General features: G+C 59.8%; 15 protein-coding genes. 6 read left to right on the forward strand and 9 right to left on the reverse strand.

All coding sequences use genetic code 11. The features are described 5' to 3' along the window. Positions 1-109 precede the first annotated feature (109 nt). The 3 genes from PFLQ2_RS21880 to PFLQ2_RS21870 all read right to left on the reverse strand — a co-directional run bounded on the left by PFLQ2_RS21880 (position 110) and on the right by PFLQ2_RS21870 (position 3,384). Positions 110-865, reverse strand: coding sequence for a DeoR/GlpR family transcriptional regulator (locus tag PFLQ2_RS21880; RefSeq protein ID WP_003178686.1), 756 nt, complete (start codon positions 863-865; stop codon positions 110-112). 85 nt (positions 866-950) lie between these two features. Beyond that, complete coding sequence (glpK, locus tag PFLQ2_RS21875) at positions 951-2,456, reverse strand: glycerol kinase GlpK (RefSeq protein WP_003178687.1); 1,506 nt, start codon at positions 2,454-2,456, stop codon at positions 951-953. 76 nt (positions 2,457-2,532) lie between these two features. After that, on the reverse strand, positions 2,533-3,384 hold the full coding sequence (locus PFLQ2_RS21870) for an MIP/aquaporin family protein (RefSeq protein WP_003178688.1): 852 nt from the start codon (positions 3,382-3,384) through the stop codon (positions 2,533-2,535). 320 nt (positions 3,385-3,704) lie between these two features. Between PFLQ2_RS21870 and ybaK the strand changes: the two genes are divergently transcribed. Beyond that, complete coding sequence (ybaK, locus tag PFLQ2_RS21865) at positions 3,705-4,175, forward strand: Cys-tRNA(Pro) deacylase (RefSeq protein WP_003178690.1); 471 nt, start codon at positions 3,705-3,707, stop codon at positions 4,173-4,175. Between the two features lie 113 nt (positions 4,176-4,288). After that, entirely contained in the window at positions 4,289-5,071 is a 783-nt protein-coding gene (locus PFLQ2_RS21860) for a PhzF family phenazine biosynthesis protein (RefSeq protein WP_003178691.1), read from the forward strand. Between the two features lie 192 nt (positions 5,072-5,263). Here the strand turns inward: PFLQ2_RS21860 and PFLQ2_RS21855 are convergent, their stop codons facing one another. Continuing rightward, positions 5,264-6,373, reverse strand: a complete 1,110-nt coding sequence (locus tag PFLQ2_RS21855; RefSeq protein WP_003178693.1) for an ABC transporter ATP-binding protein — start codon at positions 6,371-6,373, stop codon at positions 5,264-5,266. Continuing rightward, positions 6,370-7,290, reverse strand: a complete 921-nt coding sequence (gene argF / locus PFLQ2_RS21850; RefSeq protein WP_003178695.1) for an ornithine carbamoyltransferase — start codon at positions 7,288-7,290, stop codon at positions 6,370-6,372. Before argF ends, PFLQ2_RS21855 begins: the two co-directional genes overlap by 4 nt. Before the next feature lie 405 nt (positions 7,291-7,695). On the opposite strand from argF, the gene PFLQ2_RS21845 reads away from it, so the two are divergent. From PFLQ2_RS21845 to grxD, 3 genes are all read left to right on the forward strand, one after another. Then, the gene (locus tag PFLQ2_RS21845; protein WP_003178697.1) at positions 7,696-7,977 is read left to right on the forward strand and encodes a hypothetical protein; all 282 of its coding nucleotides are present in this window, start codon (positions 7,696-7,698) and stop codon (positions 7,975-7,977) included. 136 nt (positions 7,978-8,113) lie between these two features. After that, on the forward strand, positions 8,114-10,222 hold the full coding sequence (locus PFLQ2_RS21840; protein WP_003178699.1) for a molybdopterin oxidoreductase family protein: 2,109 nt from the start codon (positions 8,114-8,116) through the stop codon (positions 10,220-10,222). Positions 10,223-10,322: 100 nt separating this feature from the next. Beyond that, positions 10,323-10,661, forward strand: coding sequence for a Grx4 family monothiol glutaredoxin (gene grxD, locus PFLQ2_RS21835; RefSeq protein WP_003178700.1), 339 nt, complete (start codon positions 10,323-10,325; stop codon positions 10,659-10,661). A 222-nt stretch (positions 10,662-10,883) separates the two neighbouring features. Here the strand turns inward: grxD and bfr are convergent, their stop codons facing one another. After that, complete coding sequence (gene bfr, locus PFLQ2_RS21830) at positions 10,884-11,357, reverse strand: bacterioferritin (RefSeq protein WP_003178701.1); 474 nt, start codon at positions 11,355-11,357, stop codon at positions 10,884-10,886. A gap of 199 nt (positions 11,358-11,556) precedes the next feature. Beyond that, a complete protein-coding gene (locus PFLQ2_RS21825; RefSeq protein WP_003178704.1) occupies positions 11,557-11,775 on the reverse strand; it encodes a bacterioferritin-associated ferredoxin in 219 nt (72 codons plus the stop codon). A gap of 315 nt (positions 11,776-12,090) precedes the next feature. Between PFLQ2_RS21825 and PFLQ2_RS21820 the strand changes: the two genes are divergently transcribed. After that, positions 12,091-12,693, forward strand: a complete 603-nt coding sequence (locus PFLQ2_RS21820; protein WP_003178707.1) for a peroxiredoxin — start codon at positions 12,091-12,093, stop codon at positions 12,691-12,693. A gap of 187 nt (positions 12,694-12,880) precedes the next feature. On the opposite strand, the gene rnt is transcribed toward PFLQ2_RS21820, so the two are convergent. Together rnt and pyrC are read right to left on the reverse strand one after the other, a co-directional pair. Further along, entirely contained in the window at positions 12,881-13,558 is a 678-nt protein-coding gene (rnt, locus tag PFLQ2_RS21815; RefSeq protein ID WP_003178708.1) for a ribonuclease T, read from the reverse strand. Next, on the reverse strand, positions 13,555-14,601 hold the full coding sequence (pyrC, locus tag PFLQ2_RS21810; RefSeq protein WP_003178709.1) for a dihydroorotase: 1,047 nt from the start codon (positions 14,599-14,601) through the stop codon (positions 13,555-13,557). Before pyrC ends, rnt begins: the two co-directional genes overlap by 4 nt. Positions 14,602-14,761: the final 160 nt, after the last annotated feature.

A 14,761-nucleotide genomic window follows, 5' to 3' on the forward strand; every position in this document is an offset into this window, starting at 1 on the left:
CGATTGAAAATACTGATCAAAGGAAGCTGAAAGGAAAATTTACGAACATGAAGATGCTGAATGGAAGGTGGTGAGGGGGTGATCCTCTCACCGGTACAGAGGGAGGGGGTTAAACCACTTCCAGCCGAATCTTGTGCTGGCTGAGCAATTGCGCCAGGGCCGGCACCGGTTGCTGGTCGGTCACCAGGCAATCGATCAGGCTGATGGGGCCCAGGCGGACCATGGCATTGCGTCCGAACTTGCTGGAGTCGGCCGCCAGCAGTACTTGCCGGGCGTTGGCGATGATGGCCTGGGAAACCCGAACCTCCTGATAGTCAAAATCCAGCAGGCTGCCGTCTTCATCGATCCCGCTGATGCCCACCAAGGCGAAGTCGACCTTGAATTGGTTGATGAAGTCGACGCTGGCCTGGCCGACTACACCACCGTCGCGACGTACATTGCCGCCGGCGATCAGGACTTCGAAGTCGTCCTTGGCGCTGAGGATCGAAGCCACGTGCAGGTTGTTGGTGATGACCTTGAGATGGTTGTGATTGAGCAACGCCCGGGCGATGGATTCGGTGGTGGTGCCGATGTTGATGAACAGCGAGGCGTGGTCGGGGATCTGCGCGGCAATGGCTTCGGCGATGCGTTGTTTCTCATCACGCATCTGATCGGCGCGCATGGCGTAGGCGGTGTTTTCCACGCTTGAATCGTAGGCTGCGCCGCCATGGTAGCGGCGCAGCAGGTTCGCTTCCGCCAATTGATTGATATCACGGCGGATGGTTTGCGGGGTGACGATGAACAACTGCGCCATTTCATCGATGCTGACATAGCCGCGTTCGCGGACCAGTTCGAGAATTTGCTGCTGGCGGGGAGGCAGATTCATGGGGCTTCCTTTGGGCTGCCGTACAAAATTTGCCCATGATGCCGCAGGAATCCACTCCCGACCAGTTTCAGAACCCTATCGTGGCTTATTCAGCGTCTTCGTGAGGCTCCCAGTCACGGGTGCGGCTGACTGCTTTCTGCCAGCCGGCATAGAGTTTTTCCTTCGCTTGCTCGTCCAGTTGCGGTTCGAATTCGCGCTCGATCACCGCTTTGCCGCGCAATTCTTCCAGGCTGCCCCAGAAGCCGCACGCCAGGCCGGCCAGGTAGGCGGCGCCCAGGGCAGTGGTCTCGCGCATTTTCGGGCGTTCGACCTGGGTGCCCAAAATATCCGCCTGGAACTGCATCAGGAAGTTGTTCGCCACCGCACCGCCGTCGACGCGCAGGGCCTTGAGGCGTTCGCCCGAATCCTGCTGCATGGCGTCAAGTACGTCGCGGGTCTGGTAGGCAATCGATTCCAGCGCTGCGCGAATGATGTGATCGACCCGCACGCCACGAGTCAGGCCGAACAGGGCGCCGCGGGCATAGGGGTCCCAGTACGGCGCGCCAAGACCGGTGAAGGCCGGTACGAGGTACACACCGTTGCTGTCCTTGACCTTATTGGCGAAGTATTCGGTGTCCAGCGCGTCATTGATGATTTTCAGCTCGTCGCGCAGCCATTGGACGGTAGAACCACCATTGAATACCGCGCCTTCCAGGGCATAGGCCACTTCGCCGCGCGGGCCACAGGCGATGGTGGTGAGCATGCCATGGTTGGATTTCACGGCCTTGCTACCGGTGTTCATCAGCAGGAAGCAGCCGGTGCCGTAGGTGTTTTTCGCCTGGCCCGGCTCCACGCACATTTGGCCGAAGAGGGCGGCCTGTTGGTCGCCGGCGATGCCGCCGATGGCGATACCGCTTTTGGTCCGGCCGTAGATTTCCGAAGACGACTTCACTTCCGGAAGCATTTCGCGAGGGATGTCGAGGATGTCGAGCATCTTCGCATCCCACTCCAGCGAGTGAATATTGAACAGCATGGTGCGCGAGGCATTGGTGTAATCAGTGACATGGACCTTGCCACCGGTAAATTTCCAGATCAGCCAGCTGTCGACGGTGCCGAACAGCAACTCACCGTTGCGCGCGCGCTCGCGGCTGCCTTCGACGTTGTCCAGGATCCACTTGAGCTTGGTCCCGGAGAAGTACGGATCGGTGACCAGGCCGGTTGTTTCGCTGATGTACTGCTCGTGACCGTCGCGCTTGAGCTGCTGGCAGATCTCGGTGCTGCGGCGGCATTGCCAGACGATAGCGTTGTAAATCGGGCGGCCGGTGGTCTTGTCCCACACCACAGTGGTTTCCCGCTGGTTGGTGATGCCGATGGCGGCGACCTGGTCATGATGCAGGCCGGCCTGGGCCAGGGCTTCGACCATGACCGCGCTTTGGGTGGCGAAGATTTCCATTGGATCGTGTTCGACCCAACCGGGCTGCGGGTAATGCTGGACGAATTCGCGTTGGGCGGTGCAGACCACGTTGGCGTCACGGTCGAAAATGATCGCGCGCGAGCTGGTCGTACCCTGGTCGAGGGCAATGATGTAGTTCTTGTTCTCAATATCGGTCATGTCGATTGCCTTGGGACGAAAATAAGGGGAGAGGCCACGGCGCACGCTTGAATCGCACAAGCCTGCGCCGACTGTTTCAGGACGTTCTGGGCTTCCCGTCAATGGAAGGTGTTGCATCCTTTGTAGCAGTTATGGCGCTGGGCAGATGGCGGGCAATCAACCCGCGATAAGCCGCAGCGCCAAGGCACGCACCAAGAATCGGTGCAAAAATCGGAACCAGGAAGTACGGGACATCGCGCCCGCCCGTGAGGGAAATTTCACCCCAGCCTGCAAAGAAAGTCATCAGTTTAGGGCCGAAGTCTCGCGCCGGGTTCATCGCGAAGCCGGTAAGTGGCCCCATCGAGCTGCCGATCACTGCAATGAGCAGGCCGATCAGCAGCGGCGCCAATGCGCCGCGAGGCAGGCCATTGCTGTCATCGGTCAGGGACATGATCACGCCCATCAGGATGGCAGTGATGATCGTCTCCACCAGGAAGGCCTGGCCTGTGGACAGCGCCGGGTGCGGGTAGGTCGAGAACACCGAGGCCAATTCGAGGCTGGCTTCTGTGCCGCGAATCATGTGCCGCGACTGTTCGAAATCGAAAAATAGATTGCTGTATAGCGTATAGACCAGCAGGGCTCCACAGAAAGCACCGGCGATCTGGCAAACGATATAGAACGGAAGTTTGCGCTTTTCGAAGTCAGTGAAGAGGCTCAGGGCGATACTGACGGCTGGGTTCAGGTGCGCGCCGGAAATGCCCGCGCTGAGGTAAATGGCCATGCTGACGCCGACGCCCCAGATAATGCTGATTTCCCACAAGCCGAAACTTGCACCCGCGACCTTGAGCGCTGCAACGCAACCGGTACCAAAAAAAATCAGCAGGGCAGTGCCCAGGAATTCGGCCAGGCATTGGCTGGAAAGGGATGGCTGTTGTAAAGCAGTTGTCATTCAAACCTCGGTTTTTTGTTGTTTTGCTGCGCATCCGAAAAAGCTCGATAGCGCGATGTCCCCCGAGGCAGGATCCCCATCCTGTTCTCGGGTTGTTGCTTGAGACCTGTGTTCTGGCTTTCAGTTTCGAAAAAATATAGACAAGAAACGCTGGTGTCAAAGGTCGAAAGTGAACCATCGGTCACATTTCAACTATTCGTCTCGTGAATGTCTCTTCGAGCGGCGACATATAACGGTGCGGCGATGGGGTCGCAGCCTTTTTGCGGTTGATCGCTTAGAATCCGCTCCATGTTTTTTGATTAGCGTATCGAGGGGCCGTCATGACACCCGCGTTGGATCTGCTTAAGAAAGTGCGTGCCGAACATCGCATCCACAGCTACGAACACGACCCCAAGGCTGCGTCCTACGGTTTGGAGGCGGCTGAGAAGCTGGGGTTGGAGCCGGCGCAAGTGTTCAAGACGTTGCTGGCGGCCAGCGAAAAAGGCGAACTGCTGGTAGCGGTGGTACCGGTGGCCGGAAGCCTGGATTTGAAAGGACTGGCTCATGCGGCTGGGGTAAAAAAGGTCGAGATGGCCGACCCGGCCGCGGCGCAGCGCTCGACCGGCTATCTACTCGGCGGCATCAGCCCGCTGGGGCAGAAGAAGCGGCTGCGCACTTTTATCGACGCATCCGCACGATCACATTCCAGCATTTATGTCAGTGCCGGACGGCGCGGGCTGGAGGTCGAACTGGCGCCGGCAGTCCTGGCGGAGCATACCGGGGCGACGTTCGCCGATATCGGGCGTGCTTGAGAGGTATACGATTCTTCATCCGGGGCTGTAGGGCGAAAATTCAACGGATCTGTCACTGGAAAACCGGTGTCCAAGCAACTCATGCTCGCACATCAATAATAAGGAGAAGTGCCATGCAGCTTGCGTTTCATCAGATCGATGCGTTCAGCGACCGGCCGTTTGGCGGTAACCCGGCGATGGTCTATCGTCTCGACGCCTGGCTGGCCGATGATTTGATGCAGAAGATCGCCGCCGAACATAACCTGGCGGAAACGGCATTTCTCGTACGCGAAGGTCAGTATTGGCACATCCGCTGGTTCACACCCACCACGGAAGTGCCGCTGTGCGGGCACGCCACGTTGGCCAGCGCTCATGTGCTGTTCGAGATTTATCACGAAACCGCCGAGCGGCTGGATTTCATCTGCAGATCCGGTCCGTTGAGCGTCACCCGCGAAGGCGATCGGCTATGGCTCGATTTTCCGGCCATCGTGCCGGTCGAGCTGGGCGCTTCGCTGGCAGTCCAGAGCGCGTTGGGTGTCGAGGCGGTGGATGTGTTGAGCTCCAATGAGTTGTTCGTCGTACTGGAATCGGAGCAGGCGGTACTCGATTGCAAGCCGGACATGGCGGCCCTGGCGAAACTGCCATGGCCGGGGGCTATCGTGACGGCCCCTGGAAGCAAGCATGATTTCGTCTCGCGCTACTTTGCCCCGGCGATAGGCATCAACGAAGACCCGGTGACCGGCTCGACCCATTGCAGCTTGATTCCATACTGGTCCAAGCGCTTGGGTAAACACGGGCTGACGGCTTATCAGCGTTCAGCTCGCGGCGGGGCGCTGTTTTGCCGGCTGGAGGGCGATCGGGTGAAGATTGGCGGAGACGCGACGTTGGTGGCCAGTGGGACGTTGACGCTGGGCTGAGATCGCTTTCTTTGAGCTTTTTGACCTGGGTGGCGAGGGAGCTTGCTCCCGCTGGGCTGCGAAGCAGCCCCAAAACCTACCAACCTGGTGGTTCATCAGGTTCGCAGACTGAGGTGACTGTTTTGAGGTCCGCTTCGCGGCCCAGCGGGAGCAAGCTCCCTCGCCACAGAAGCGGCTCCCCTATTGTTGGGGTTAACTGGCCGCGCTATATCGCCGCACGCCGCTTTCCACCAGCGGTATCTGCGCCGCCGTGCTGCCCGAAGCCTGGAACAACACCAAATGCTCAGCCGCCACGCGGATGCCGACGCTGGCCCCGATCTGATGATCGGCATGGCTGGGGAAAATCGATTCCAGTTGCGCGCCGGTTGGCAATTGCAGGCGATACAGGGTGGAAGCCCCCAGGAACGTCTTGCCGACGATATGGGCTGTGAGCGGGCTGTCCGGTGCGTAGACGATGTCGTCCGGGCGCAGCAGCACGTCCACCGCAGCACCAATGGGCCAGGTGTAGGCGCGGTTGCCCTGCAGGATGCCCAGCTCGGTCTGCACCGATTCCGGGCTTTCGAGGCGGCCGCGAATGAAATAACCCTGGCCGATGAAACTGGCGACGAAAGGCGTCAGGGGTTCATGGTAGAGGTTGTAGGGCGTGTCCCATTGTTCCAGTCGACCTTCCTTGAACACGCCGACATGGTCGCTCACGGCGAAGGCTTCTTCCTGGTCGTGGGTGACCAGGATCGCGCTGGTGCCGCGGGCCTTGAGGATGTCCCGCACTTCATGGCTGAGCTTGCGTCGCAGCTCGCCATCGAGGTTGGAAAAGGGTTCATCGAGCAACAGCAACTGCGGCTCCGGTGCCAGCGCACGGGCCAGGGCCACGCGCTGCTGCTGGCCGCCGGACAGCTCATGGGGATAACGCTTGCCCAGGTTCTTCAGGTTGACCAGTTCCAGCAGCTCTTCGACGACGCGATGCTTGTCCGGATGCTTGCCAATGCCAAAGGCAATGTTCTGCGCCACGCTCAGGTGGGGAAACAGTGCATAGTCCTGGAACACCATGCCGATACGGCGTTTTTCCGGGGCGAGGGTAAAGCCTGGGCGGGAAATGGTTTCCCCGGCCAGCTGGATTTCGCCTTCGTGCACCGGCTCGAAGCCGGCGATGGCCCGTAGGGTCGTGGTCTTGCCGCACCCGGACGAACCGAGCAGGCAACCAATGTCACCGGCATTGAGGTGCAGGTTGAGGTGCTGGACAACCCGTTGGTCCTGGTAGCCGCACGCCAGGTTGTGCAGGTTCAGTAGCAGGGAATGGCTCATGCGTGGTGGTACGCCGGCTCGACCAGGAACTCGAGCAGGGCCTTTTGCGCATGGAGACGATTCTCGGCCTGGTCCCAGGCGACCGAGCGCGGATCGTCGAGCAGGTCGACGCTGATCTCTTCGCCACGGTGAGCCGGCAGGCAATGCATGAACAGTACGTCAGGATCCGCCAGGTCGAGCAGCGCCCGGTTGACCTGGAGCGGCGCGAAAAGCTTGAGGCGCTTGGCGGATTCTTCTTCCTGACCCATGGAGGTCCAGACGTCGGTACTGACCAGGTGCGCACCGGCCACGGCCAGCTTCGGATCACGGACGATAGACACCCGGTCCCCGGCTTTGGCGAGCAGCGCGGCGTTGGGGTCGTACCCTTCAGGGCAGGCGATGCGCAGCTGGAAATCGAATTGGATCGCCGCTTCTATATAGCTGTTGCACATGTTGTTGCCGTCGCCGACCCAGGCCACGGTCTTGCCCTGGATCGAGCCACGGTGTTCGAGGAAAGTCTGCATGTCGGCCAGCAACTGGCAGGGGTGCAGATCATCGGACAGGCCATTGATCACCGGCACGCGGGAATGGGCCGCGAATTCGGTCAGGGTGCTGTGGGCAAAGGTACGGATCATCATGGCGTCGAGCATGCTCGACATGACGATGGCGCAATCGCTGATAGGTTCGCCACGGCCCAGTTGGGTGTCACGGGGCGACAGGAAGATAGCCTGGCCACCCAACTGGATCATGCCGGCTTCGAAAGAGATGCGTGTGCGGGTCGATGATTTTTCGAAAATCATCCCCAACACACGGTTTTTCAAGGGCTCGAACAGTACGCCGCGCTTACGCAGGTCCTTGAGCTCCACGCCTCGACGGATCACGCCCAGCAACTCTTCGGGCGTGAAATCCATCAGGGAGAGAAAGTGCCTTGCGCTCATGATTGACTACCTTTTTGTAACTGACCGCAGATGCTCAAAGCCTTGTCTAATGAAAAAACGGGCGAGACCTGCGGCAAAAGCCGCACGGGGCGACGAAATAGGGGAAGGCGCGATCTTATAAGGAAATGTCGCGTCTTACCAATAGGGCTACGGTATTTGGGGATTTCAGCGAGGTCATTACGAGGCTGTGATGACGTTTTTGAGGCCGGTTTCCTGACAGCAGCGACCCATTTGTACACTGGCGTTGCTTGGCTTGGCAATTGAGCACGGCATTCATCCCCGCGTCGGCAGGCGATTTGCCGCCCGTGATTAGCGGATTTGGACCGCTGGCCGGAGGCTGTGAAACATTTCCTAATGCAAAGGGCTGGGTTATAAATGAGTCCCGAGCGACACAGGAGGCCCGAAATGGATTCGAAAGAGCAACAACTGATGGAATTGCTGGGGCTGACGGCACGCTCGTTGACGCACCTGACCGCATCGGTCACGTCGATGTCATTCGAGTTGTTGCGCAGCGACGACGAGGTGACCAAGGCGGCCGGTCGCCGGATGATCGATCGCATGGCCACGATCAGCAGCGGGCTCGATGAGCATTGGCGGTTGATCGGCGAGCTGACGGGGGTGCCCATTGCCCAGGAGGAAGTGGAAACCGTTGAGGAAATCCAACTGCTGGCGCCGCCTCCCGACTGATCGTAAGGCCAGCCATGGGTGCGCCTGATGCCCGGCGATTCACAGGACGAACGTCGCTGGCGCCGGCGCGAATCACGCGCCATAGTTTTGTTCCCGCGGCCAAAAGTGCCCGCCACGAATAAAACAGAGACTGGCCATGACCAAGACTCTCCACCACCGTGCGTGCCACCTGTGCGAAGCCATCTGCGGCTTGACCCTCGAAACCACCGAGACCGACGGCCAGGGCGTGGCGATCACGTCGATCAAGGGCGATGCGCTGGACAGCTTCAGTCGCGGTCACATCTGCCCCAAGGCCGTGGCCCTGCAGGATATCCAGAACGATCCGGACCGTCTGCGCCAGCCCATGCAGCGAATTGGCAACGAATGGCACCCCATTGCCTGGGATGACGCCTTCGCATTGGTGGCCGAGCGTCTGGCGGACATCCAGGCACGTCATGGCCAGAATGCAGTGGCGGTTTATCAAGGCAACCCCAGCGTGCATAACTATGGGTTGATGACCCACAGCAACTATTTCCTGGGCCTGTTGAAAACCCGCAGCCGCTTCTCGGCAACTTCCGTGGATCAGTTGCCCCATCACCTGACCAGCCACCTGATGTACGGCCATGGCCTGCTGATACCGATCCCGGATATCGACCACACCGATTTCATGCTGATCCTGGGCGGCAACCCGCTGGCGTCCAATGGCAGCATCATGACTGTGCCCGACGTGGAAAAACGCCTCAAGGCGATCCAGGCCCGTGGCGGTAAGGTGGTGGTGATCGATCCGCGTCGCAGCGAAACGGCAGCCATTGCCAACCAGCATATTTTCGTCCGCCCCGGTGGCGATGCCGCATTGCTGTTTGGCTTGCTCAATACCTTGTTCAGCGAAAATCTGACCCGTGACAGCCACTTGCCGGTGGACGGCCTGGAAGAGGTGCGTGAAGCCATCGCACCCTTCACGGCGCAAGCGATGAGCCCACTCTGTGCGGTGCCGGCCGAGCAGATCCGTCAATTGGCCCGGGATTTCGCCGCGGCGCCGTCAGCGGTGTGTTACGGGCGAATGGGGGTGTCGACCCAAGCGTTCGGCACGCTGTGCCAATGGCTGATCCAAGTGATCAATCTGGTCACCGGCAATGTCGACCGGGTGGGCGGGGCGCTCTGCACCGAGCCGGCGGTGGATCTGGTGGCGACGACCTCGGGAGGCCATTTCAACCGCTGGCAGAGCCGGGTATCCGGGCGTCCCGAGTATGCCGGCGAGTTGCCGGTTTCGGCCCTGGCCGAAGAGATGCTCACCGAGGGCGAGGGCCAGATCCGTGCACTGGTGACCGTGGCCGGCAACCCGGTGCTGTCCACACCCAACGGGCGACAACTGGAGCAGGCCCTCGATGGGCTGGAATTCATGGTCAGCGTCGATTTGTACATCAACGAAACCACGCGCTACGCCGACCTGATCCTGCCATCGACCTCGGCGTTGGAGAACGATCATTACGACACCACGTTCAATGTGTTCGCGGTGCGCAACGTAACGCGATTCAATCGGGCGATCCTGCCCAAGCCCGAGGGCGCATTGCACGACTGGGAAATCTTTGTCGGCCTGGCCAAGGCCTTCGCCGCCCGAACCGGCAAGGAACTCAAGCCGACCCTGCCGCCGGCACAGATGATTGACCTGGGCCTGCGCAGTGGAGCCTATGGTGATGCTTCGCCGCACAAGCTGTCGCTGGCCACCTTGTTCGATCACCCTCATGGCATCGACCTCGGCGCACTCAAGCCTAACCTGGCCCCGCGTCTGAAGACCGAAAACCAGCGGGTGCAAGCTGCTCCGGCCGTGATTCTCGCCGACCTTGAACGCTTCGCCGCGTTGCAGGCGCCCACACCCGATGAGCTGCTGATGATTGGCCGTCGCCATGTGCGCAGCAATAATTCCTGGATGCATAACTTTCATCGGTTGGTCAAAGGCAAGCCCCGTCATCAGTTGCTGATGCACCCCGATGACCTCGCCAGTCGCGGCCTTGTCGACGGCCAGCGGGTGAAGGTCAGCTCCCGGGTGGGCGTGATCGAAGTCGAAGTGCAGGGCAGCCTGGATATGATGAAAGGTGTGGTCAGCCTGCCCCACGGCTGGGGCCATGCGCGGCCGGGCGTGCAGATGACCATCGCCTGCGAGCAGCCGGGCTCCAGTGCCAACGACCTGACCGACCATCATCAGCTCGACGAGTTGTCCGGCAACGCGGCGCTCAATGGCGTGCCGGTGAAGGTGGCTGCTGCGTGAATTTGTCTCTCGGCCAGACCGAGCAGCATGCTCGGCTTTCCGTTACAATGCGCCACCGTGTCGACAACTTAAGTCGCGAAAGTTTAAGCCGAGGTGCTCCATGGATATCATCGAAACGATTAAAGACCAGATTGCCAATAACACCGTCCTGCTCTACATGAAAGGTTCGCCGAACGCGCCCCAGTGCGGCTTCTCGGCCAAGGCTGCTCAGGTTGTGATGGCGTGTGGCGAGAAGTTTGCCTACGTGGACATCCTGCAGAACCCGGAAATCCGCGCCAACCTGCCCAAGTACGCCAACTGGCCAACTTTCCCACAATTGTGGGTAGCCGGTGAGCTGGTCGGCGGTAGCGACATCATGACCGAAATGGCCGCTGACGGCTCGCTGCAGACCACCATCAAGCAAGCGGTAGAAGCTGCGGCGAACAAGACCGAAGCGTGATCGAGAAGGTCCTGTTCGCCTCACGTGTTGTGGTCGAACACGGACTTTGTGGGAGCGGGCTTGCTCGCGAAGGTGTGTCAGTTAGCATTTTTTATCTGGCCCACCGCCTTCGCGAGCAAGCCCGCTCCCACAGGAGATCGCAGTTGCCTGGAGTCCAGGCAATAAAAAGCCCCGCCTCTCGAAAGAGGGCGGGGCTTTTTAATGGCTCGCTTTCGGTGAAGGTTACTCTTCACCCATCTGCGATTGCAGGTAGTTTTCCAGGCCTACTTTATCGATCAGGCCCAGTTGGGTTTCCAGCCAGTCGATGTGCTCTTCTTCAGACTCGAGAATGTCTTCGAGCAGTTCACGGCTACCGAAGTCGCCAACGCTTTCGCAGTGGGCGATGGCGGCCTTGAGATCAGCGTGGCCGGTGCGTTCGATGCGCAAGTCGCACTCGAGCATTTCCCGGGTGTGCTCGCCAATGTGCAACTTGCCCAGGTCCTGGACATTCGGCAGGCCTTCGAGGAACAGGATGCGCTTGATCAGCTTGTCCGCGTGCTTCATCTCGTCGATGGATTCGTGGTACTCGTGCTTGCCCAGCTTGTTCAGGCCCCAATCCTCATACATGCGCGCATGCAGGAAGTATTGATTGATCGCGACCAGCTCATTGGCAAGGATCTTATTGAGATGCTGGATGACTGTAATGTCGCCTTTCATGGTGAGGGCCTGTCCTGTAATTGCTGTGTATAAAGCGGAGTTTGAGCCGCACATTTACCAGTGTCAAACCTAAGTTATTGAATAATAAATGAAAATTAATCGGAATAAGAATGTTTGTGTTCCGCGTCTTGAGGCTAACTAACTGATTTAAGAGCATAAAAAACCGGACATGAAGTCCGGTTCCTTGAAATGCTGATGTTTACGCGGCGGTAAATTCTACCGGGTAGGGGATCGACGCCTGCGCGGTTTGCACCTTGGCGAGGGTTTCACGCACCACTTCCTTGGCCAGGCATGCACATTTACCGCATTGGCTGGCTACGCCGGTGGCCTGGCGGACTTCGCGATAGCTGCAGCAACCTTCATAGATCGCTTCGCGGATTTGCCCGTCGGTGACGCCAGTGCAGAGGCATACATACATAAGTGAGAACCGTCGCTGGTTGTGACTCAATTGAGACGGATCTTAATGTTAACGAGAATGATTGTCAAAGTGGTTTCTGAAGCCCTTGCGCCAGAATGTCGCCTGACTGACGAACGGTTTTCTCATCGAGTGTGAAGGCGCACTGAAACGAAATCAGGAATTTGCACCATCGCCTAAAAACCGTTGAAGACAGTCCAAATGTGCGGTGTATGATGGTCGGTCCTTGCAAAGCGGGTTCGTGTCACAGGGCTGTCGCCTGAGGGTGGCAGGCTGGCCCGGACCTTGTTTTCACGTTATTACACCAGGAGATATCCAATGAGCGTACTCGTAGGCAAACAAGCCCCTGACTTCACCGTCCCAGCCGTCCTGGGCAACGGCGAAATCGTCGACAGCTTCACCCTGTCCTCGGCCATCAAAGGCAAATACGGCCTGGTGTTCTTTTACCCGCTGGACTTCACCTTCGTCTGCCCATCCGAGCTGATCGCACTGGATCACCGCATGGATGACTTCAAGGCACGCAACGTTGAAGTGATCGCTGTCTCGATCGACTCGCATTTCACTCACAACGCCTGGCGCAACACCCCAATCAACGGTGGCGGCATCGGTCAGGTGAAATACACCATGGCTGCCGACATGAAGCACGAAATCGCCAAGGCCTACGACGTTGAGTCCGAAGGCGGCGTGGCCTTCCGTGGCGCGTTCCTGATCGACGACAAGGGCGTTGTCCGTTCGCAGATCATCAACGACCTGCCGCTGGGCCGTAACATGGAAGAGCTGATCCGCCTGGTCGATGCACTGCAATTCCACGAAGAGCACGGCGAAGTTTGCCCTGCCAACTGGAAAAAAGGCGACAAGGGCATGACCGCATCGCCTGAAGGCGTTGCTGCTTACCTGGGCGAGCACGGCGACAAGCTGTAAGCGCACAAGGCATAAAAAAACCGGCCCTCGATGGGCCGGTTTTTTATGGGACTTCAAAATGAAAACACAGCCCCCCGTGGCGAGGGAGCTTGCTCCCGCTGGGTGGCGCAGCCGCCCCCAAGATCTTGTGAGCGCTGCGCACTCAAGCGGGAGCAAGCTCCCTCGCCACAAAGAGCCAGGCTTTAGGTCAGTCGTCGAAATCCTGCCACCCACCCATCTGCTTCCACCGATTGACGATGCCGCAGAACAGCTCGGCGGTCTTTTCGGTGTCGTAGCGGGCCGAGTGAGCTTCACGGCCATCAAAATCGATGTCCGCTGCCTGGCAGGCCTTGGCCAATACCGTCTGGCCATACGCCAGGCCGGCCAGGGTCGCGGTGTCGAAGCTGGAGAACGGGTGGAACGGGTTGCGCTTCATGTCCAGGCGCGCGACAGCGGCGTTGAGGAAGCCCAGGTCGAAGCTGCTGTTATGGCCGACCAGGATGGCCCGCTTGCAGCCGTTGGCCTTCAGCGCCTTGCGCACGCCCCGGAAGATGTCGGTCAGGGCCGTCTCTTCGCTCACCGCCATGCGCAGTGGGTGATCGAGCTTGATCCCGGTGAACTCCAGCGCGGCGGCTTCAACGTTGGCGCCTTCGAACGGTTCGACGCGGAAGAAATAGGTGTGGTCAGGGAACACGAAGCCTTTTTCGTCCATGCCGATGGTGGTCGCGGCAATTTCCAGCAAGGCGTCGGTGGCGGAGTTGAAGCCGCCGGTTTCTACATCGACGACAACGGGCAGATAGCCGCGGAACCGGGCCGCCATGGGGTGACGGGCGCCGCCCGAACCACCGTTGCCGTCCAGTTCTTCGTCGAAATGATCTTCACTCACGCGTTTTCCTCCAGCAGGCGCCAGCGCAGTTTTTCACCGGCGCGCAGCGGGATGACAGCCAGCTCGCCGAACGGCAGGCTGGCGGGGGCGGTCCACTCGTCGCGGACCAGGGTAATACGATCGGTGTTCACCGGCAGGCCATAGAAACGCGGGCCATGCAGGCTGGCGAAGCCTTCGAGCTTGTCCAGCGCGTTGCGCTGTTCGAACGCCTCGGCATACAGCTCGATGGCGGCATAGGCGGTGTAGCAGCCGGCGCAGCCGCAAGCGGCTTCCTTGGCATGCTGGGCGTGGGGCGCCGAGTCCGTACCGAGGAAGAACTTGGCGCTGCCGCTGGTGGCGGCGTCCAGCAGGGCTTCCTGATGGGTGTTGCGCTTGAGAATCGGCAGGCAGTAGAAGTGCGGCCGGATTCCGCCGACCAGCATGTGGTTGCGGTTGTACAGCAGGTGATGCGCGGTAATGGTCGCGCCGACGTTGGCCGAGGCCTCGTTGACGAACTGCACGGCGTCACCGGTGGTGATGTGTTCGAAAACCACCTTGAGTGTCGGGAAACGCTCCACGACGCGGCGCATGTGCTCGTCGATGAAGATTTTCTCGCGGTCGAATACGTCGACGTCGCCGCGCGTCACTTCACCGTGGATCAGCAAGGGCATTCCCACTTCGGCCATGGCCTCCAGCGCCGGGAAGATCTTGTCGATGCTGGTGACGCCGGAATCGGAGTTGGTGGTCGCGCCGGCAGGGTACAGCTTGGCGGCGTGGACAAAGCCGCTGGCCTTGGCGTCGCGGATCTCTTCGGGCTGGGTGCGGTCGGTGAGGTAAAGCACCATCAGCGGCTCGAAGCGGCTGCCGGCCGGGCGCGCGGCAAGGATGCGCTGCCGATAGCCATCGGCCTCGGCGGCGTTGCGCACTGGCGGAACCAGGTTAGGCATGATGATTGCGCGCCCGAAGGTACGCGCGACATCGGCGACGGTATGGGTCAACACAGCACCATCGCGAAGATGAATATGCCAGTCGTCGGGACGCAGCAGGGTCAGGCGGTTGGACATTGGGGGGCTTCCAGGCGGGTCAAACTCTGGGGAATGCTACCGGAAAAGACCGATTCAGGCACCCGCTATCAAGTTCTGGCCCCAGTGACCGATAGAGCCTATAGGTGCGCCATGAATCCGTGCAGCGCCGAGGACCTGCGTCTTACTCTCAGCGCGAGTC

It is taken from the genome of Pseudomonas fluorescens Q2-87 (assembly GCF_000281895.1).
In the GTDB taxonomy this organism is placed as follows: Bacteria; Pseudomonadota; Gammaproteobacteria; order Pseudomonadales; family Pseudomonadaceae; genus Aquipseudomonas; species Aquipseudomonas fluorescens_S.

Coding starts and splice junctions, on each gene's coding strand:
- PFLQ2_RS21880 (WP_003178686.1), bottom strand. CDS start 865: ATGAATCTGCCTCCCCGCCAGCAGCAAATTCTCGAACTGGTCCGCGAA.
- glpK (WP_003178687.1), bottom strand. CDS start 2,456: ATGACCGATATTGAGAACAAGAACTACATCATTGCCCTCGACCAGGGT.
- PFLQ2_RS21870 (WP_003178688.1), bottom strand. CDS start 3,384: ATGACAACTGCTTTACAACAGCCATCCCTTTCCAGCCAATGCCTGGCC.
- ybaK (WP_003178690.1), top strand. CDS start 3,705: ATGACACCCGCGTTGGATCTGCTTAAGAAAGTGCGTGCCGAACATCGC.
- PFLQ2_RS21860 (WP_003178691.1), top strand. CDS start 4,289: ATGCAGCTTGCGTTTCATCAGATCGATGCGTTCAGCGACCGGCCGTTT.
- PFLQ2_RS21855 (WP_003178693.1), bottom strand. CDS start 6,373: ATGAGCCATTCCCTGCTACTGAACCTGCACAACCTGGCGTGCGGCTAC.
- argF (WP_003178695.1), bottom strand. CDS start 7,290: ATGAGCGCAAGGCACTTTCTCTCCCTGATGGATTTCACGCCCGAAGAG.
- PFLQ2_RS21845 (WP_003178697.1), top strand. CDS start 7,696: ATGGATTCGAAAGAGCAACAACTGATGGAATTGCTGGGGCTGACGGCA.
- PFLQ2_RS21840 (WP_003178699.1), top strand. CDS start 8,114: ATGACCAAGACTCTCCACCACCGTGCGTGCCACCTGTGCGAAGCCATC.
- grxD (WP_003178700.1), top strand. CDS start 10,323: ATGGATATCATCGAAACGATTAAAGACCAGATTGCCAATAACACCGTC.
- bfr (WP_003178701.1), bottom strand. CDS start 11,357: ATGAAAGGCGACATTACAGTCATCCAGCATCTCAATAAGATCCTTGCC.
- PFLQ2_RS21825 (WP_003178704.1), bottom strand. CDS start 11,775: ATGTATGTATGCCTCTGCACTGGCGTCACCGACGGGCAAATCCGCGAA.
- PFLQ2_RS21820 (WP_003178707.1), top strand. CDS start 12,091: ATGAGCGTACTCGTAGGCAAACAAGCCCCTGACTTCACCGTCCCAGCC.
- pyrC (WP_003178709.1), bottom strand. CDS start 14,601: ATGTCCAACCGCCTGACCCTGCTGCGTCCCGACGACTGGCATATTCAT.